General features: G+C 45.9%; 16 protein-coding genes. 7 read left to right on the forward strand and 9 right to left on the reverse strand.

Annotated elements, in window-relative coordinates:
- Positions 1-8: 8 nt before the first annotated feature.
- The 4 genes from BKB51_RS17055 to BKB51_RS17070 form a co-directional block, all read right to left on the reverse strand.
- Positions 9-788 (reverse strand): FAD binding domain-containing protein, encoded by a 780-nt coding sequence (locus tag BKB51_RS17055; RefSeq protein ID WP_085902329.1) that lies wholly within the window; start codon positions 786-788, stop codon positions 9-11.
- A 14-nt stretch (positions 789-802) separates the two neighbouring features.
- On the reverse strand, positions 803-3,154 hold the full coding sequence (locus tag BKB51_RS17060) for a xanthine dehydrogenase family protein molybdopterin-binding subunit (protein WP_085902330.1): 2,352 nt from the start codon (positions 3,152-3,154) through the stop codon (positions 803-805).
- Positions 3,155-3,156: 2 nt separating this feature from the next.
- Positions 3,157-3,624, reverse strand: coding sequence for a (2Fe-2S)-binding protein (locus BKB51_RS17065; protein ID WP_085902331.1), 468 nt, complete (start codon positions 3,622-3,624; stop codon positions 3,157-3,159).
- 213 nt (positions 3,625-3,837) lie between these two features.
- Positions 3,838-4,431 carry an SRPBCC family protein gene (locus BKB51_RS17070; protein ID WP_085902332.1) on the reverse strand — a complete coding sequence of 198 codons (594 nt, stop codon included), beginning with the start codon at positions 4,429-4,431 and terminating at the stop codon, positions 3,838-3,840.
- A 353-nt stretch (positions 4,432-4,784) separates the two neighbouring features.
- On the opposite strand from BKB51_RS17070, the gene BKB51_RS17075 reads away from it, so the two are divergent.
- Positions 4,785-5,006: a hypothetical protein gene (locus BKB51_RS17075; protein WP_085902333.1), complete on the forward strand. Its 222-nt coding sequence runs from the start codon at positions 4,785-4,787 to the stop codon at positions 5,004-5,006.
- Positions 5,007-5,385: 379 nt separating this feature from the next.
- On the opposite strand, the gene BKB51_RS17080 is transcribed toward BKB51_RS17075, so the two are convergent.
- Positions 5,386-5,577 (reverse strand): hypothetical protein, encoded by a 192-nt coding sequence (locus tag BKB51_RS17080; RefSeq protein ID WP_085902334.1) that lies wholly within the window; start codon positions 5,575-5,577, stop codon positions 5,386-5,388.
- Positions 5,578-5,687: 110 nt separating this feature from the next.
- On the opposite strand from BKB51_RS17080, the gene BKB51_RS17085 reads away from it, so the two are divergent.
- Positions 5,688-6,614, forward strand: coding sequence for a LysR family transcriptional regulator (locus BKB51_RS17085; RefSeq protein ID WP_085902335.1), 927 nt, complete (start codon positions 5,688-5,690; stop codon positions 6,612-6,614).
- Positions 6,615-6,628: 14 nt separating this feature from the next.
- On the opposite strand, the gene BKB51_RS17090 is transcribed toward BKB51_RS17085, so the two are convergent.
- On the reverse strand, positions 6,629-7,756 hold the full coding sequence (locus BKB51_RS17090; RefSeq protein ID WP_218044073.1) for a PQQ-dependent sugar dehydrogenase: 1,128 nt from the start codon (positions 7,754-7,756) through the stop codon (positions 6,629-6,631).
- A gap of 284 nt (positions 7,757-8,040) precedes the next feature.
- Here BKB51_RS17090 and BKB51_RS17095 point away from each other — a divergent pair, with 284 nt between their 5' ends.
- From BKB51_RS17095 to BKB51_RS17110, 4 genes are all read left to right on the forward strand, one after another.
- Positions 8,041-9,372: an aspartate aminotransferase family protein gene (locus BKB51_RS17095; RefSeq protein ID WP_085902337.1), complete on the forward strand. Its 1,332-nt coding sequence runs from the start codon at positions 8,041-8,043 to the stop codon at positions 9,370-9,372.
- A gap of 342 nt (positions 9,373-9,714) precedes the next feature.
- Positions 9,715-9,909 carry a hypothetical protein gene (locus tag BKB51_RS17100; protein ID WP_085902338.1) on the forward strand — a complete coding sequence of 65 codons (195 nt, stop codon included), beginning with the start codon at positions 9,715-9,717 and terminating at the stop codon, positions 9,907-9,909.
- 234 nt (positions 9,910-10,143) lie between these two features.
- On the forward strand, positions 10,144-10,431 hold the full coding sequence (locus BKB51_RS17105) for a hypothetical protein (protein ID WP_085902339.1): 288 nt from the start codon (positions 10,144-10,146) through the stop codon (positions 10,429-10,431).
- A gap of 254 nt (positions 10,432-10,685) precedes the next feature.
- Positions 10,686-11,798 carry a glycosyltransferase family 87 protein gene (locus BKB51_RS17110; protein WP_125911864.1) on the forward strand — a complete coding sequence of 371 codons (1,113 nt, stop codon included), beginning with the start codon at positions 10,686-10,688 and terminating at the stop codon, positions 11,796-11,798.
- Here BKB51_RS17110 and BKB51_RS17115 read toward each other — a convergent pair.
- The 3 genes from BKB51_RS17115 to BKB51_RS17125 form a co-directional block, all read right to left on the reverse strand.
- Positions 11,795-12,982, reverse strand: coding sequence for an NnrS family protein (locus BKB51_RS17115; RefSeq protein WP_158090266.1), 1,188 nt, complete (start codon positions 12,980-12,982; stop codon positions 11,795-11,797). The genes BKB51_RS17110 and BKB51_RS17115 overlap by 4 nt on opposite strands.
- Before the next feature lie 115 nt (positions 12,983-13,097).
- Positions 13,098-14,447, reverse strand: coding sequence for an oxygen-independent coproporphyrinogen III oxidase (gene hemN, locus BKB51_RS17120; protein WP_085902342.1), 1,350 nt, complete (start codon positions 14,445-14,447; stop codon positions 13,098-13,100).
- Positions 14,448-14,579: 132 nt separating this feature from the next.
- Complete coding sequence (locus tag BKB51_RS17125; protein WP_085902343.1) at positions 14,580-15,116, reverse strand: c-type cytochrome; 537 nt, start codon at positions 15,114-15,116, stop codon at positions 14,580-14,582.
- Between the two features lie 304 nt (positions 15,117-15,420).
- Between BKB51_RS17125 and acnA the strand changes: the two genes are divergently transcribed.
- Positions 15,421-18,099, forward strand: a complete 2,679-nt coding sequence (gene acnA / locus BKB51_RS17130) for an aconitate hydratase AcnA (RefSeq protein ID WP_085902344.1) — start codon at positions 15,421-15,423, stop codon at positions 18,097-18,099.
- Positions 18,100-18,212 lie beyond the last annotated feature (113 nt).

Consider the following 18,212-nt stretch of genomic DNA (forward strand, 5'->3'; position numbering starts at 1 on the left):
AGATATTTTTAGCCGTTTATTTGGGCAACGGCGCGTTTAGCCAGAACTTTGATCAAGTTGGCACGATATTCTGCCGAAGCATGAATGTCGCTGTTTAGACCGTCTGCTGATACAGAAATGTTTTCCAGTGCCTGTGTCGTGAAGCTGCCTGAAAGGGCAGTTTCCATTTCTGTCTGACGGAAAACGCAAGGACCAGCACCTGTGACAGCTACTCTGATACCAGAACTGGTTTTTGCTACCATTACACCGACAATTGCATAACGTGAGGCAGGATTATCGAACTTTATGTATGCAGCCGCTTCCGGTTTGGGGAAGGTCACATTGGTGATGATCTCTCCTTCTTCCAGAGCTGTTTCAAAAAGATCTGTGAAAAAATCATCTGCGGCAATTGTCCGCCTGTCGGTACTGACGACAGCGTTCAGTCCAACAACAGCAGCAGGATAATCTGCAGCCGGATCATTATTGGCAATCGATCCGCCTATGGTCCCTCTGTTGCGAACTTGCGCATCCCCAATCCCGCTGGCAAGTGATGCAAGTACCGGGATCGTTGCTTTGTTTGCGACCTCGGCATGGGTTGTCATCGCCCCGATTGCGAGTTGATCTCCATCGGGGCAAACTCCGCGCAATGATTCTATCGCGCTGAGATCAACGAGGGCTTCGGGTTGAGCCAGACGCTGCTTGAGCGTCGGGATCAGAGTTTGTCCACCAGCAAGGAGGACGGTGTCATCGTTCAGGAGGCCAGCAGCTTCGTCTATGGTGCCTGGACGTTTATAGTCAAATTCATACATGATCTATTCCTCCCTTATAGTCCCTGTGCCGCGCGCCATACCTTTTCAGGTGTGGCTGGCATGTCTATTTCCTTGCCTAGAGCATTGGTGATGGCATTCATCAATGCCGCAGGTGCCGATATTGCACCGGCTTCACCACAGCCCTTTACGCCAAGGGGGTTTGTCGTACACGGTGTGTTGATGGTCTCCACTCGGAAGGTTGGCAGATCATCTGCACGTGGCATGCAGTAGTCCATGTAAGACCCGGTAAGAAGTTGCCCGCTTTCCTTGTCGTAGACGCAGTTTTCCAAGAGTGCTTGCCCGATACCTTGTGCGAGCCCACCGTGAACTTGGCCTTCGACAATCATAGGGTTGATTACGTTGCCGAAATCATCCACAGCCACCCAATCCAAGATTTCTGTGGTGCCCGTTTCAGGATCAATCTCTACCTCGGCAATGTGCGTACCAGCAGGGAAGGTAAAGTTTAGCGGATCATAGAAGGCAGTTTCATCCATTCCAGGTTCGACATCAGCCGGATAGTTGTGAGGAACATAGGCTGAAAATGCGATCTCTGCCATGGTCATCTTTTTGTCCGTGCCGGCGACGGAGAAGACACCGCCAGAATGTTCGATGTCTTCGACGGATGCTTCCAATGTATGGGCCGCGATTTTTTTACTCTTTTCTACAACCTTATCGATGGCTTTCATAATTGCAGAACCACCAACAGCGAGAGATCGGGACCCGTAAGTACCCATGCCAAAAGGCACCTTACCTGTATCACCGTGTGATATCTCTACCTGATCAATCGGAACGCCGAGCTGATCTGATACAATCTGGGCAAAAGTTGTTTCATGACCTTGGCCGTGTGAATGACTTCCGGTGAAGACAGTTACGCTACCAGTCGGGTTAAAACGAACCTGGGCAGATTCCCATAATCCGACGCCAGCACCAAGAGAGCCAACCGCAGCTGACGGTGCAATGCCGCAAGCTTCGATAAAGGCGGAATAGCCAATGCCACGAAGCTTGCCTCGTTGCGCTGATTCAGCTTTTCTGGCTTCAAAACCACTATAATCAATGGCAGCTTGGGCCTTGTCCATAGCAAGTGCGTAGTTACCACTGTCATAGGCCATGATGACAGGTGTTTCATAAGGATAGGCATCCGGTGGGATGAAGTTTCGTTTGCGAATTTCACCCGGATCTATACCCATTTCACGGGCACCAATTTCGATCATCCGTTCGACAACATAGGTTGCTTCAGGACGGCCAGCACCGCGATAGGCATCAACAGGGGCTGTATTGGTAAAACCTGCCTGAACCTCACAATAGATGGCTGGCATTGTGTACTGACCATTAAGCAAGGTGCCGTAGAGATAGGTTGGCACAGCAGAGGCAAAAGTTGACAAGTAACAGCCTACGTTGGCTTTGGTTGATACCTTGAAGCCAAGAATTTTACCATCTGCATCAAATGCCATTTCTGCATGGGTTTCATGGTCGCGGCCATGAGCATCCGATAGGAATGATTCTGATCTGTCCGCAGTCCATTTGATTGGGCGATCTAGTTTTTTTGTTGCCCAGGCACAGACAGTTTCTTCTGAGTAGATAAAGATTTTTGATCCAAACCCACCGCCGACATCCGGGGCTATAACTCGTAATTTATGTTCCGGTGCGACAGCATTAAAGGCCGAAAGGACAAGTCTGTGCACATGCGGGTTTTGACTGGTTGTATAGAGCGTGATTTCATCTGTTCCCGCATCATATTCACCCAATGCAGCGCGAGGCTCCATCGCATTTGGAATGAGGCGGTTATTACGAAGATCCATGCGGGTGACGTGGTGCGCGGATGCAATAGCCTGTTCAGCGGCCGCTCGGTCTCCGATTTCCCAATCAAAAGACAGGTTTCCAGGGATATCATCATGAATTTGTGGCGCATCGCTTGCCAGAGCATCACCAACTTCTATGACATGGGGGAGTTCTTCGTAGTCGATTTCTACAAGCTCTGCTGCATCCCTGGCTTGTTGCAAAGTTTCTGCAACAACAAGCGCAACCTGATGCCCGACATATTTGACATGACTTACAGCCAAGGCGGGGTGTGCGGGGGCTTTGTGTGGTGTCCCGTCTTTGGACGTAATTCCCCAACCGCAGATAATTGGCCCGATGCCATCAGCTTCCATATCCGGGCCAGTTAAAATATCAACGATCCCCGGTGCTTTCAGGGCTTCGCTTGTATCTATACTGTTGATTTTTGCATGGGCATAGGGAGACCGGATGAAGTATCCATAGGTTTGTCCGGGCTTGGTGATATCGTCAAGATAACGTCCTTTGCCAATAATAAAGCGTTTGTCTTCTTTGCGGCGGACAGAGGCACCGATGCCAGTTTCAGTAGTCATGATTACGCCTCCATTTCTTTAGCGGCTGCCTGGATGGACTTCACAATGTTCTGATAGCCAGTACAGCGACAGATATTGCCCTCAAGGCCTTCGCGAATTGAGGCATCATCCAGTTTGTCCGATTTATTCACCAGATCTACGGCACTCATGATCATGCCTGTGGTACAGAAACCGCATTGCAAACCGTGGTTCTCCTGAAAGGATTTCTGCATGGGATGAAGATCATTGCCCTTTGCGAGACCCTCAATGGTTGTTATCTCTGCACCTTCGGCTTGTACGGCAAGCATGGTGCAGGATTTCGCGCTGTTACCATTGACGTGAACGACACAGGCACCGCATTGGCTGGTATCACAGCCAACATGGGTGCCGGTTAATTTTAAATTTTCACGGATAAAAGTCACAAGTAGCGTATTCGACGATACATCCGCCGAAACCTGCTTGCCATTAACTGTCATAGATACCGTTGGCATCGGTTTTCTCCTGTTCGTGGTGTGACAGCCCAGTTTGTTTTTATCTTATCTGTACGGTTTATCTGTACTTTTTTACTGGGTCTGTTGCCCTTGAGGGCGAATAGAGCATTGCAATGGCATACTTTATCCGTGCAACGCGATCTGAAAGGTCTGGTTCTTTTTGAACTCTTTTTGTCTTGGTCTATCGTTGGCGTGGTGTATTGCCCACGCGCGTTAATTCAAGGCGTAGATAGCGAAGGCAGCTATAGCAACGCCCGCAAGTGTGATGTAGAGAACGGTGTTCCCGGAATTATTTTTTACTGTTTCGCTTGGATTACTGGCTTCGTGCGGGCTTTCCGTGGGAACATCTGTTGTGGTTTCATCCACATCTGTACTCACGTTTTGAGAAAAGGCATGAAAAAAATCATCCGCCATTTTTTTTGCGGCTGAATCAACCAGACGAGATCCAATTTGAGCCAGTTTTCCACCGACTTTGGCATTAACCGAATAATTGAGTAGCGTTTGCCCGTCCTGGCTTTGCAGAGAAATTTTTGCTTCTCCTTTACCAAAGCCGGCTGCACCACCCTTACCTTCGCCTGATAACGTGTAACTGTTTGGTGGGTTCAAATCTGAAAGTGTTACTTGCCCTTTAAATTTGGCTTTTACCGGGCCAAACTTGGCCGTCATGCTTGCTTGAAACTCGGTGTCTGATGTTTTCTCAACTGTTTCGCAGCCGGGAATAGAGTTTTTTAATATCTCTGGATCATTCAAGGCTTCCCACACCTTTTGCTGTGGGGCGGGGATAAGTTGTTGCCCTTCCATCTTCATGACGATCTACCCTGTTCTTCTCTGCCATTGTTATCAGGCAGTTATTGTTGAACGTTATTTTTCCTCATTTTAACTATTCGTGAAAAGCAGCCTCCTTTCTAGTCCCTGCTAAGAATTGTTGCTGATGAGTGTTTCAACTTTGCGACAAATCCGGGGGATAATTGTTAATGATCTGTATAGGTTGTATTTGCATTACATCTTCCCGTCAGTATGAGCAGCGAACACTGTAATATCAAGCATAGCTGTTCTCCTATCCCTGAGATTGGTTTGGAGAGCTGATGCAGGGGATGGACTCGAGGCCGAATTTTGTTTTGTGTTATACTACCACATGCACGTTTTTACAGGAGGGTGAAATGAATGCTCAGCAAAAAACTTTGACCCGTTCAAAAGCTGCCGATAACTCCGTTTATAGAAACATAGATGGTAATCACGGGGCATTTTATTATAAACGCCAGATGATGGCGAAGATGGGCCGTGAATATAAAAGTCCATTAACCATTTTCCGGACCATACGAACAAAACAGGATATGGACCGTCCAAACGGGGCGACGGACATGTTCTTTCATGCAAGATAATGCGTTATAAATAACCGAGCAAAAAAAAGCCAATCGGCGGGGGACCGATTGGCATAGTGGAGATGCCGAGACGCATGGGGGAAGACGTATAAATCACATCAGCAGTGTCTCTGCATCAAGAGCATCGGGGTAAGATGCGCTTGGGTGAAACTCTCTTGTGTACAGCTATTTATTTCTGCAAAATTAGAGTGCTTCAAAACACGGTACAAATATTGGGGTACGGTACTGAGAACGCTTGGTGAGTCTAGTTGAAATCAATTTATGATTGTAGTAGGCCCCATAAAAATTAAATAATAATTAATTTTTATGCAGAAATCAAAAACAAATACGTCTTAAGGTTGTTTTATTTGTGATTTAGAGATTCTGATCTTTATGTTCTTTAGGCTGTTCTGGAAAGAGCAAGAATATAACGAGTTTTCCAACTGCTTACAGGCGATGACAAAGAGTTAAAGATAGCCTTGAACAATTTGTGTGCTTCTGCAGATCTGATTTTACGCGCGGTCTGAAAGTGAACGCTCATGTCCGCTGCGGCCAAATCGAAATCTTTGCTGTTCTGTGTCATGTTTTTCATTTGTCTCGTCCTTTATCAGCATTCTTCCTTGATCTTAAGATATGTGAAATCATGATAAATGATAATAGGTCTTGTTGGATAAGGATTATATCGTTTATTTTGATAATACTATGGATGTAATCAGTGATATGACCGTGTTTGTCGAAGTCGTGGCCGCAGGCGGAATGACCGCCGCGGGGCGAAGGCTTAACCTGTCTGCGGCAGTTGTCAGCAAGCGAATTGCGAACCTGGAAGAACGCCTGGATGTACGTTTACTTAACCGGACAACAAGGCGTTTAAGCCTGACGGATGAGGGGGCAGGGTATTATGTTCGTTGTAAATCTATCCTTGAAGATATCGAAGATGCCGAAGCCGCGCTTTCCGGTTTGGCTGGGCATGTAAAGGGGACGTTGAAAATTACAGCTCCTTCGTCTTTTGGGCGCAAACATATATCTCGTTTGCTACCGGAGTTCCTTAAACAATATCCGGATGTGTCTATTCAGGTGAGTTTAACGGATCAAATTGTCGATATGGTCCAATCCGGTTTTGATCTCGCAATACGAACTGGGGAGCTAAAGGACAGCAGCTTGATCGCAAGGAAGCTGAGTCCGGCAAGACGTGTCGTTTGTGCATCACGAGAGTATTTGGCGAAGGAAGGTGTGCCAGAACATCCTCAAGATCTTATTCACCACAACTGTCTGGTTCTTGGTTATCCCGGCGGTGTGCACGATCATTGGCACTTTAAGGGGCCCGAAGGGCAGATTGATGTAAAGGTCAAAGGCAACCTGGAAACAAACAATGGCGAAATCCTGAGGGACGCCACAAAAGCAGGTATTGGTATTGCAATCAAATCTACATGGGACATTGCAGATGAGCTGAAAGCGGGTGAGTTGATCCCCATTCTCAGAGATTTCGAACTCCCCAGTGCTGCAGTTTATGCGTTGTATCCAAATAGAGAGCACTTGCCAGCAAAAACCAGATCCTTCATCGATTTTCTGGAAGGAAAATTTGGTAGCGAGCCTTATTGGGATCGGGGTATCAGCTTAAAAGATATATGATCTATAAGAGGTGTTTACGTGTTGGGAGGCTTGAGGCGATAGAGCGCGCCATTGTTTGCATCAGTTAATATGTAGAGCAAACCATCAGGCCCTTGTTCTATAGCCCGAATACGTCCGACCTCTTCTTCCAGCAGTCTTTCTTCGTGCACGATTTTACCATCTTGCAATTCTTGTCTTACCAAAAGCTTGAATTTTAAAGCTGTTGTGAACAGGTTTCCTTGCCAGTTGGGAAACGCGTCGCCTGAATAGAAGGTGATTCCTGCCGGGGCAATTGAAGGAGTCCATTGGTGTATGGGCTGTTGCATTTCCGGATGATGGGTGCCTTCGCCAATGGAGCCCCCGATATATTCCTTGCCATAGGTTATGATCGGCCAGCCATAATTTACGCCGGCCTGTAATCGGTTTATTTCATCGCCGCCACGTGGGCCGTGCTCACTTACCCACATTTCACCCGTCAGATAGTGTCGAGTGAGCCCCTGTGGGTTCCGATGACCATAGGAATAGATTTCAGGTAAAACAGCATCATTCTGGGCAAAAGGATTATCCGCAGCGGGGAGCCCTTGGTCGTCTAACCTTAGAACCTTTCCGGCGTGAGAATTCAGTTTTTGGGCATTGTGGCGATTTCCTCGGTCCCCGATTGTCATAAACAGATCACCGTTATTGTCAAATTCGATGCGCGATCCATAATGCTTCGATGTTGTCGATCCGGTGTCTGCAATAAATATCGTCTGCGGATCAAGCAGCTTTTGGTCAGCAAATCGGGCTTTTGCAAGTGCTGTTGTGGAGCCTTTTTTGAGGGGGTGGCTATAGGTGAGATAGATCAGTTGATTTTGTTCGAATGCGGGATGAATCGTTATATCCAGCAAGCCGCCTTGTCCTCGTGTTCTGACCTCGGGAAAGCTATCCAGTGAAATGTCGCGCAGGCTTTTGTCATGATAGAGTTTTAAACCTTTTTCCCGTTCCGTGATGAGCAAGGCCCCATTAGGTAAAAAGGCCATGCCCCAAGAATGATCTAACCCGTCTGCAAGCTGTTCCAGTTCAAATGTTTCTTTTTCACTTTTGAAGACATCAGAATTTTCAGCCCTGGTTTGGTCAACGGTAAATAAAACCGCCAAAAGAGAAAGCCAGATACTTAAGTTCATCCTGTAAAACATGCCGCGCTCCGGTGAAAGCTAGATGATGTTAGGTACTCTATCATAAAATCTAAAGGCATAAGATCTAAAGGGTCATGATAGAGGATAAAACAAATTGGTTTGAAACTATTTTATTCAGAACTTCGTGAAGTAAATTTTCCTGAGAACATTTTCGCGCTTTATTAAATTGTTCTCAATCACTGTAACTTTTATGCCAATAGAGAGGTCTTCGTAAGGTTCGCCTTCGGGATGCGATTAACGGACTAAGTGGAAAGCAGAAGAGGAATGGGATCATGAATGAAGCCGAAATGGATCTTACCAAAATGGATATCAACAGCGTTCAGAAAAGAGCCTTGAGTGTTTTTACTGCAGGTATATCTAACGGTGAGTTCGGGTTTCCCCCTGAATCACTTATTGAGGTTGCTAAAGGGAAGGGGGCAAGGCTTTGGGATAGTTCAGGGAAAGAGTATTTGGATTTTTCCATGGGCTGGGGATCTTGTTTGGTTGGTCATGCTCGGGAAGAGGTTGTTGATGCGGTTCAGAAGCAAGCAGAATTAGGATCAAACTTCGCTTATCTGAATAATCATGCACTGCAACTAGCTGAGGAAATTCAAAGAATAGCCCCGGCTGTTGATCGACTACGTTTTTGCGCATCGGGAACCGAAGCAACGATGTACTGCCAGCGATTGGCACGAGCTTTTACGGGGAAGAAAATGATCCTGAAGTTTGAAGGTGCTTATCATGGGGCGAACGAAGCTGGGGTTACTTCTCTCTTCCCGCACAAGAATTTGGCTTTTCCAACACCGGAACTCACTTCCGCAGGGGTGCCAATGGCCTCGGAAAATCTTTTGATCGCCCCCTATAATGATCTGGAAACAACGGAAGAGATTATAACCGGGAATGCAGATGATATTGCCGGGGTTTTAATGGAGCCACTACAGCGCTGTACACCACCATTCCCTGGGTTTCTAGAGGGTATTCGGACTCTGTGTGACAAGCACGATATTCCACTTATCTTTGACGAAGTTGTAACAGGCTTTAGATTAGCTTATGGCGGTGCACAGGAGAAGTACGGTGTGATCCCTGATCTGGTTGCCTATGGTAAAGCCTTGGGCGGTGGATATCCTATTGGTGCGTTTGGGGGGCGTGCGGATATCATGGATCATGTTAACGAACATTACATCGGACAGGATAATTATGTCTGGATGGCTTCGACATTAGGTGGAAATCCTATATCAACGTCGGCGGCCAATGCAGCACTTTCCGTCTATCGCTTGCCGGGCACTTATGAAAAGTTGTTTGAAACTGGGGAATATCTTCGTACAAATCTCAGACGTATTCTTGGTGATCTTGGAGAGCCTGCACAAGTAATCGGTGATGGTCCTTTGGCCCAGATCGTTTTTACAGATCAAGAGGTTTTCAATTATCGTTCCACAGCTTCAGGTGACAAAAAGAAGGGGCGCGCCATGATGCTGGGCCTTTTCAAACGAGGTATTTTTCTTAACCCAATGGGAACCAAGCTTTATATGTCAATTGCTCATGATCAAGACATCTGCGATGCCTTTCTTATGCGATTTGAAGACTGTTTGAAAGATGATGTTCTTTCTGTTGGTCAGTGTGGATAAACGGTTATTCAGCAACAGGCCCGGTTAATAACTATAGGCGATGCAGACTGAGGTAATATAAACTGGGTTAATGAAGCTAAGAACGATGCGTTTAAAATGTTATTTTTGTGATTGTCTTAAAATAATCATATTGCGTGCATACTTTCCTTAATCATTAAGTTAACTCTGTAGCTTGGTTAGCTCTGTGGGGGAGTGTTCTCAGATTGTTCCGGAATTGAATCTTTTCTGTTTTTTTAGATAAATTTTATCTTAACGTTTGATCCATCGTGGTCAGCAGAGTATCAATCCCTGAATAGATCTTGAGAATAGTTTTAAGAATGGTTTATGAGAGAGTTCGAGCATATGCCTGAGATTGGTGATATTTTTTCTAAAAGGCACGCATCGTACCAAGATTGGGAGGTTGTCGAGGTTTATAAATCGACAATTGATGGGCTGGAATATGCCCGACTCCGTAATAAAAATATTGGAGATAAATCGGTTAGTGCTGTTGAGTTGACGCGCCGCGGGTCGGATTGGCTTCGTAAAACACCAGCGTAATAATTCATCGGTAATTCTTTGCCTGTTTTTAAAGCCCGCTTATGGCGGGTTTTTTTAATGCCTTCATTTGATTTCAAAGAGCGAAAACAGTGGTGCTGAGTCTGATTTGTGTCCGTGAGGTGACAATTATATGTTAAGCCCCTCGGTGCCTGCAGTTGACCTTGATGTGGTCGAAGATCCTTCATAATTTCGAGCGACTGTCATTGTTTCAAATATGAACTACAAAGGTGCTCTATGAAGGAAAAAACGCCAGAAAAATTACCCGTTGTTGGTGATGTCTATTCAAAGCGGACACGCTTTTTGCAGGACTGGATCGTAACCGATATTTATAAATCACACGTTGATGGTGTCACCTATGCACGCCTGAAAAATCCATTGATGGGCGAAAAGAACGTTGGTGCCGCAGAATTGGTGCGTAAAAAATCTGACTGGACAAAGAAAACCGTCAATCAGTCCCCGGTCGATCCTGTTCTGGATTTTTCTTTGGATCGTCAAGGTCAAAAAGAGGCCTTAAGACATTAGAACTGGAAGCCGTTTTAATAACAATTTTGTCAAAGTGCTACATTTGTTACCCTTTATGCCGAAGGCTACATAAGATGCTTATTTGTTAATCTTTATTTGTCATCTCTAAGTTAATTTTTCTTATTCATAGAGTGGCAAATAACGGGCGTGTTTTGAATTCAAAATTTAAAGAGGCAAAAAATTCTAACTTATCCTTAGCTGTTTTTGAGCCGGATCGACTTCGTTTATACGTTTGCTTTATTTTGGGTATTTGTTTGTTCCGAGCAATTGCCTTGATATCTTCTGTCGACAACATGCTGGATGCCACCAACAGTCCTGTTGGGTATGATTTTATTACCTTTTGGTCTGCGGGGTATCTTGCTCTTGAAGGTGTGCCCGAAGCCGCGTTCATCCGCGAAAGAATTGTTGAAATACAACAATTGGCCGTTCCAGGGAATGACGCAGTGTTTTTGTGGCATTACCCGCCGACCTTTATGTTGTTGACAACAGTTCTTGCCGCGATCCCGTATTTAGCATCGTATTTTTTGTTTATTGGGGGCAGTTTTCTTTTTTACGTCTATTCGCTGAAGCGTTTATTCCAACATCGCTATGCAATATTACTCATTATTGCTTATCCTGCGGTGTATCTGACAATGGTACATGGGCAAAATTCTTTGTTAAGTACCGGGTTGCTCGCCTGTGCAATCGTTTGCTTCCGTTCAAGACCAGTTCTTGCTGGTGTTTTCATTGGGTTGCTTGCCTTTAAACCGCAATTGGGCGTTCTTATTCCACTGGTTCTCATTGTTTCCCAGCAATGGAGAGTCTTTTGGTCTGCTGCCGTAACAACAGGTGTTTTTGTTGGGCTGTCTTTAACCGTGTTTGGTTGGGAGCTATGGGATATATTCTTCCAGAATATGTCTGTGGTTAAATCCCTAATGGGCCAGGGGGGCTTGCTTTCAGAAAAAATGCCGAGCCTATATATAACATTGAAAATGATTGGTTTTGCAGATCATTTTGCTTACGTAATGCACTGGGGAATGGCGTCTGGTGTTGTGGGTGTTTTGATGTGGCTTTGGTATCGATGTGGTCCAACGAACATGGCTTTTGCCGCCCTTATTCCGGCGATACTATTGATCCTCCCTTATCTCTTTGATTACGAGATGACGTTGCTTGCAATTCCCATTGCTTTACTTGCGATGGATATGGCCGAAAAGGGAGGGATGTCTTGGGAAAAAACCATTCTTGTCTGCGGGTTCGTGACGCCGTTAATTCTTGCCGGTATAGGGCAAAATTTTGGTGTTCAGATTGGGTTTCCGGTCATTTTTTCTCTGTTTGTTTTGGCTGTATCGCGTGCGGTTTCAGAGGTGCGAAAAACAAAAGCTGTTTAACCCGGTTTTCCATCTAGTCTTGGACGGGTCATCAAAGGTAAAAAGTTGGTGAGGTAGAGGCCAAAGGCCAAGATCCAGAGAAGCGAAGACAGGTAAAGTAACTGTTCAGAAAAATGGTTATCAATAAAAGATTGGGTGACGCGGAATATAGCTGACAGTGTTAACACACAAAGCGCGGTTGTTAGATATGAATTTGTTTTGAGGGTGCTGCCGGTGTGGCCAAGGCCGGCTCTGACAGTGACAACCAGGATCATTGTGCCAATGGCACCGGCGGTCAATGCGTGGAGGGCGCCTTCCCAAAAGTAACCATAGGTGACAAAACCGTAAGCTTTTAGAGCAAGTCCAATGGGTATCCAGAGATAAGCTACATGCATTGCCCATAGTAAGGGATCAGAAAGTGTCATCCAGCCTTTCCAGAAGTATAGCCGGGCGAGATGTAACCCTGCGAGTATTGCGCAGAAATAGGCAAAGGGGTCCGGCCAACTATCCGCGATGAATAGGTCGCCAATCATCATTGCTGCAGTGCCAGCGATGCATAAGATGCTGAGTTTACCTGGCGCACCTATGGTTACGTTTTCTCCTTTGGCTGTGAGGGCGTTTCTCGTGAAGGCAGGAACAATGCGCCCCCCGATGATTGTAATCAACAGCAGTAGAAGAGATATAGCTGCTTCCAGAATGGTCCGCGAGGAATGTGGGGCGATACCTGCTTCTGAGAGATAAAAACACAGATTAAATAGGGCGAGGACCATAAAGATAGCAGGTAACATGAGATTTCGTTTGTTGCCTGTTCTAATGAGTATTCTCGCAGTGTAGATTGACAGTACGGGAAGAAACATGAGGTCAATAGTGGCGAGAAGACTATAGGGGAGAGATGTTCCCGCCCATAGGGATAATCGACCAAGGAGCCAAAGACTAAAGAGGGTGATCAGTGGTTTGCCAGATAAAGGGGCTGTGTTTGTCCAGTTGGGCATGGCTGTTAATATGAATCCGGCAATGGCTGCAACACCAAAGCCATAGATCATTTCGTGCCCGTGGATGAGAGATGGCGCAATATGCGTATCGTAGTCGATAAATCCTGCAAGTATCATAATCCATAGTGACAAGACAGTCAGGGCATATAAGGCTCCTGCAGTGAAAAATGGTCTGAAACCTGCCCGCCAGAAAGGTGAACTTGCAGTAATCATAATATCCTTGGTCCTCGAAATTTCCTTTATAGTATATTTAAAATGCATCTATTGTGATATGTGACAGAGGCGCGCAGTTTTAGCTGCCAAACTGGTGTTAAAATCTCTTGGCTGTTTAAACTGCTTGCGAGTAAGTCATCTCTCTTGATCCATGATACTCGTCAAACAAGGCGCAGACGGATCTGACCAAGGCTCTGGCATCATGTTCTACAGAAATAACACCACCTTGATATCGTGCAACTTTATCATCGATAAAGCTTTTTAAAGCTCTGATTTCGTAGTCAAACTCATCGATTGAGCTTTGAAAGCTATCGCAGATATCATTGAGGTCAACTTCATGATAGCACATAAGTTGCTCTATAATCGCGGCCCGCAATTTGTCCTGACCTTTGAAGGGAATGGATTTGGCGACGGCAAAATTTCCACTGTCAATCGCGGCCCGATAGTTTCTGATGGCAACGATATTCTGAACAAAGCCGCTTGGAAGGGCACCGATTGAAGATGCGCCAAAACCGATCATCGCGTCTGCCTTGTCTGTCGTATAACCTTGAAAATTACGTCTAAGTGTACCGTTCTTAAAAGCAACAGCCATAGGATCGTCGGGTTTCGCAAAATGGTCCAGCCCAATCCTAACAAAACCATAACTTTGCAATAGCTCTGCGGCTGCTTCCTGTTGTTCAAATCTTTCGTTGAAGTCAGGGAGGACTTCTTCCGGAATAAGACGTTGGTGAGGCTTTAATGACGGTATGTGCGCATAGCCAAAGAGAGCGATGCGTTCCGGGGCCATGGTCATGACCTGACGAATGGTTTCTAAAACTGATTCAACCGTTTGATAGGGAAGGCCATACATTAAATCCATGTTGATGCCGTGCACACCCTCTTCGTGCAGCCATTTGGCAACCTTTGCGGTCTGTTCGATTGGCTGGATGCGATTGATGGCTCTTTGTACTTTATCCTGAACGTCTTGTACGCCAAGACTTGCACGGTTAACCCCACCCTGTGCCCAGGCTCTGATTGCTTCCTGGCTGATATCCCGCGGGTCAATTTCGACGGCGATCTCTGCATCACCCGTAAACGAGAAGGCGTCATTGAATGTCTGGAAGAGTTCTTTGACGTCTTCCGGTTCCAGAATTGTCGGGCTGCCGCCGCCAAAATGCATATGGTTAACTGGGCGGCCTCGTCCCATAGCAGTTGCGGTCATCAGGATCTCTTTTTGTAAAGATCCCATGTACTCTTTTATTGGTTTATATTTTTGGGTGATCTTGGTGTGGCACCCGCAAAACCAGCAGAGGCTATCGCAATAGGGGATGTGAGAATACAGAGAAAGCGGCATCTCTTTTGGAATAGCCTGCAGCCAGTCCACATAAGTACTGTCCTCAAAGTCAGGCTTAAAGAGATGGGCCGTGGGGTAGCTCGTATATCGAGGAACCCCTTTGTCGTATTTTTGTATGATCTCTGTTTTCATAAGCTATGAAATAACTGAACACCCGCATGTGATCCTTGATTTATGTCAAGAGAGGTCATAGAGGTTTGCGCATCAAGCCTATGGGTAAATTCATCGGGCAGATTTATCAGACAAAACTTACTGGGACAAAACTTACTGGGATAGGGCTGCAGTATCTTTGTCTGTTATATTTTTCTGGCGTTGGCGAATTTCATTCGGCCACTTGCTTTTTATGAATTCCAGAGCCGCAATTATTTCTTTATCGCTCAACACGCCTTCGAAGGCTGGCATGTTGCTATTAAATCCTTTGGGTGCAATCGATGTACCACCGAATTTGGTTATGTGAAACAATAAGCGATCGGGATGATGCCAAGTGTGTCCATCTTGATTATGAGGCGGGGCAGGTAAAGATCCGTCTGCTTTTGGACTCCGCCAGTTGGCTTCCCCCTCAAGCGTTATACCGTGGCAAGAAGCGCAGTTCTGCAAATATAAACTTTCTCCGCTGATACCATTCGAAACACTATTTATATCAGAAGCAGAATTGGTGTTGGCTATTCCTTGTTGGTGAAATGGTTTTGAGTCATGGAAAATAAAATAACTCCCGGCTATGATAGCTGTTACAGCTAAGAGGAGCACTTTGTATCGCGAGATAAACTTGCGTTGGAAAGATGCCCAAAAATTAAAGATCATTTTGATAATTCTCGTTAACCTAAACAGAAGTGCGTGTAGATACTTTTAAATGTTCCTCCTACTGTAAGCTCAAGAGAAGAAATTAACTTCATTACTATTAGTGAATGATAATAGTAAACTTAACTTATTCTTATTTTTGCGTTGCAGCATATATTGATTTTTATCTCTAAAGAGCTAACTTAAATAAGCAGAATACAAGTAGATGAGAAGGCTTGGTTATTTATTGGATCACAAGTGGTCTTGTTATAGATGAACAGAAGAAAGCCCCATCTGGAGAGAAGCATACCAGCAAGAGGAGAATAAATTGGCTCTTGGTAAGGATACCCTGAATACCCGTCGCCAGCTCACCGCAAATGGCAAGACATATGATTATTATAGCCTCGAGGAAGCTTCCAAGACACTCGGTGATATTTCCCGTCTCCCTTTTTCCCTTAAAGTTTTGTTAGAAAACCTGTTGCGGTTTGAAGATGATCGCAGTGTTAAGGTTGATGACATCAAAGCGATGGCCGGATGGTTGAAAAACCGTACATCAGATAGTGAAATTGCCTATCGCCCCGCACGTGTTCTTATGCAGGACTTTACAGGGGTTCCAGCTGTAGTTGATTTGGCAGCTATGCGCCAGGCAATGGTTGAAATGGGCGGAGATCCGAAGAAGATCAACCCTCTTTCTCCTGTTGATCTCGTTATTGATCATTCTGTAATGGTCGATTCATTCGGCGGTGCAGATTCATTCCAGAAAAACGTTGATCTGGAGTTTGAGCGTAACGGAGAACGCTATTCTTTCCTACGCTGGGGGCAAACGGCTTTTGATAATTTCCGCGTTGTCCCCCCCGGAACAGGTATTTGCCATCAGGTGAACCTTGAAAATCTTGCACAGGTAGTGTGGACCAAAGAAGAGAATGGCGCGACGATTGCCTACCCTGATACTTTGGTGGGGACTGATTCCCATACAACTATGGTCAATGGTCTTTCCGTGCTTGGTTGGGGTGTCGGCGGTATCGAAGCGGAAGCTGCAATGCTGGGACAGCCCGTATCTATGGTGATTCCAGAAGTTGTCGGTATGAAACTTACGGGCAAGATGAAAGAGGGAACAACAGCGACGGACTTGGTTTTGACCGTGACTGAAATTCTTCGTGCCCATGGTGTTGTTGGTAAATTCGTTGAGTTCTATGGCGCAGGTCTTGATAATTTGACGTTGGCTGATCAGGCGACAATCGCAAACATGGCGCCGGAATACGGGGCGACCTGTGGTTTCTTCCCGATTGATGAAGAAACGATCCGGTATCTGAGCTTTACCTGTCGTGATGCTGATCGTGTTGCCTTGGTCGAAGCATATGCCAAGGCACAAGGTATGTGGCGGGAAACAAACACCCCGGATCCGATCTTTACGTCTTCACTTGAACTTGATCTTTCTACTGTCGAGCCTAGTCTCGCTGGACCAAAGCGTCCACAGGATCGTATTTCACTCAGCAATCTTGCACCAAAATCTATTGAGCTGATCAAGGAAGCTTTGGGTGATAAGGCAGGTGATAAATCCCCTGTTGAAGGTAAAGATTATGAACTGAGTAATGGCGATGTGATGATTGCAGCCATTACCAGTTGTACCAACACGTCGAACCCTTCTGTGCTTATTGGTGCAGGCCTTGTGGCGAAAAAAGCTGTTGAACTGGGCCTAACTTCGAAGCCTTGGGTGAAAACATCATTGGCACCCGGGTCGCAGGTTGTGACTGATTATCTCGAAAAAGCTGGGCTTCAGGATTATCTCAATCAAATTGGTTTTGATCTCGTTGGGTATGGTTGTACGACCTGTATCGGGAACTCTGGCCCGCTTGCGGATGAGCATATAGAAGCAATTGATAACAAAGAGTTACAAGTTGCGGCAGTTCTGTCCGGTAACCGTAATTTTGAAGGCCGGGTTAGCCCGCAGACACGTTTGAACTATCTGGCGTCGCCGCCTCTTGTTGTTGCGTATGCCTTGGCTGGAAACGTGACAATTGACCTTTTGAACGATCCAATTGGTCAAGGTAAAGATGGTCAGGATGTTTATCTGAAAGACATCTGGCCGACTTCACAGGAGATACAGGAAATTTCTAACGTTGCGCTAACACCGGAAATGTTCAAAGAGCGTTATGACAACGTTTTTGAAGGCCCTCAGCAGTGGAAAGAAATCGAAACTGCGACTGGTCTGACTTATGACTGGAATGATCAAAGTACATATGTTCAGTATCCGCCATTCTTCCAAGGGATGAGTAGAGAAGCTGATGATTTCAGTGATGTCGCTGGCGCTCGCCCGTTACTCGTTCTCGCTGATAATATCACAACTGACCACATCTCTCCTGCGGGTGCGATCAAAGCTGATAGTCCTGGCGGGGAATATCTGACAGGTCATCAAGTGCGTCCGGTTGACTTCAACTCTTACGGATCTCGTCGTGGTAACCACGAAGTTATGATGCGGGGGACCTTTGCCAACATTCGTATCAAAAACGAAATGGTCCCGGGGACAGAAGGCGGCTTCTCTAAATACAAGGGCGAAGTTATGCCAGTGTATGATGCTGCCATGAAGTACATAGATGACGGAACGCCGTTGGTTGTTTTTGGCGGTAAGGAATATGGCATGGGATCTTCCCGTGACTGGGCCGCCAAGGGTACTCGTTTATTAGGTGTTAAGGCTGTTATTGTTGAAAGTTTTGAGCGTATTCACCGTTCCAACCTTGTGTTCATGGGTGTTCTACCACTTGTCTTTAAAGATGGTGTAACCCGCGAAACGCTGGGAATTACAGGTGATGAAACGATTGATATCTCTGGTATCGAGAATGGTATTACGCCGGGAATGGATGTTGATTGTCGTATCAGCCGTCCAGATGGTTCTGTTGAAAATATCAAACTAACGTGCCGCATTGATACCGCCGATGAGGTCGAATACTTCCGCCATGGCGGTATTCTTCATTACGTACTGCGTAATCTGATGAACGACGCTGTATAAGGTCGTTTTCATATGTGCCAATGTATCGTGCGAGAAAGGCAGTCCAAATGGACTGCCTTTTTTCTTGGCGAGTGATGGTCAGTATGAGACTCGCGGTCTATGATCTAAAGAAT

The organism is Kiloniella majae (assembly GCF_002118315.1).
Lineage (GTDB): Bacteria > Pseudomonadota > Alphaproteobacteria > Kiloniellales > Kiloniellaceae > Kiloniella > Kiloniella majae.

Coding starts and splice junctions, on each gene's coding strand:
- BKB51_RS17100 (WP_085902338.1), top strand. CDS start 9,715: ATGCCTGAGATTGGTGATATTTTTTCTAAAAGGCACGCATCGTACCAA.
- BKB51_RS17095 (WP_085902337.1), top strand. CDS start 8,041: ATGAATGAAGCCGAAATGGATCTTACCAAAATGGATATCAACAGCGTT.
- BKB51_RS17070 (WP_085902332.1), bottom strand. CDS start 4,431: ATGAAGATGGAAGGGCAACAACTTATCCCCGCCCCACAGCAAAAGGTG.
- BKB51_RS17060 (WP_085902330.1), bottom strand. CDS start 3,154: ATGACTACTGAAACTGGCATCGGTGCCTCTGTCCGCCGCAAAGAAGAC.
- BKB51_RS17125 (WP_085902343.1), bottom strand. CDS start 15,116: ATGATCTTTAATTTTTGGGCATCTTTCCAACGCAAGTTTATCTCGCGA.
- BKB51_RS17075 (WP_085902333.1), top strand. CDS start 4,785: ATGAATGCTCAGCAAAAAACTTTGACCCGTTCAAAAGCTGCCGATAAC.
- BKB51_RS17085 (WP_085902335.1), top strand. CDS start 5,688: ATGGATGTAATCAGTGATATGACCGTGTTTGTCGAAGTCGTGGCCGCA.
- BKB51_RS17065 (WP_085902331.1), bottom strand. CDS start 3,624: ATGCCAACGGTATCTATGACAGTTAATGGCAAGCAGGTTTCGGCGGAT.
- BKB51_RS17055 (WP_085902329.1), bottom strand. CDS start 788: ATGTATGAATTTGACTATAAACGTCCAGGCACCATAGACGAAGCTGCT.
- hemN (WP_085902342.1), bottom strand. CDS start 14,447: ATGAAAACAGAGATCATACAAAAATACGACAAAGGGGTTCCTCGATAT.
- BKB51_RS17105 (WP_085902339.1), top strand. CDS start 10,144: ATGAAGGAAAAAACGCCAGAAAAATTACCCGTTGTTGGTGATGTCTAT.
- BKB51_RS17090 (WP_218044073.1), bottom strand. CDS start 7,756: ATGAACTTAAGTATCTGGCTTTCTCTTTTGGCGGTTTTATTTACCGTT.
- BKB51_RS17115 (WP_158090266.1), bottom strand. CDS start 12,982: ATGATTACTGCAAGTTCACCTTTCTGGCGGGCAGGTTTCAGACCATTT.
- BKB51_RS17080 (WP_085902334.1), bottom strand. CDS start 5,577: ATGAAAAACATGACACAGAACAGCAAAGATTTCGATTTGGCCGCAGCG.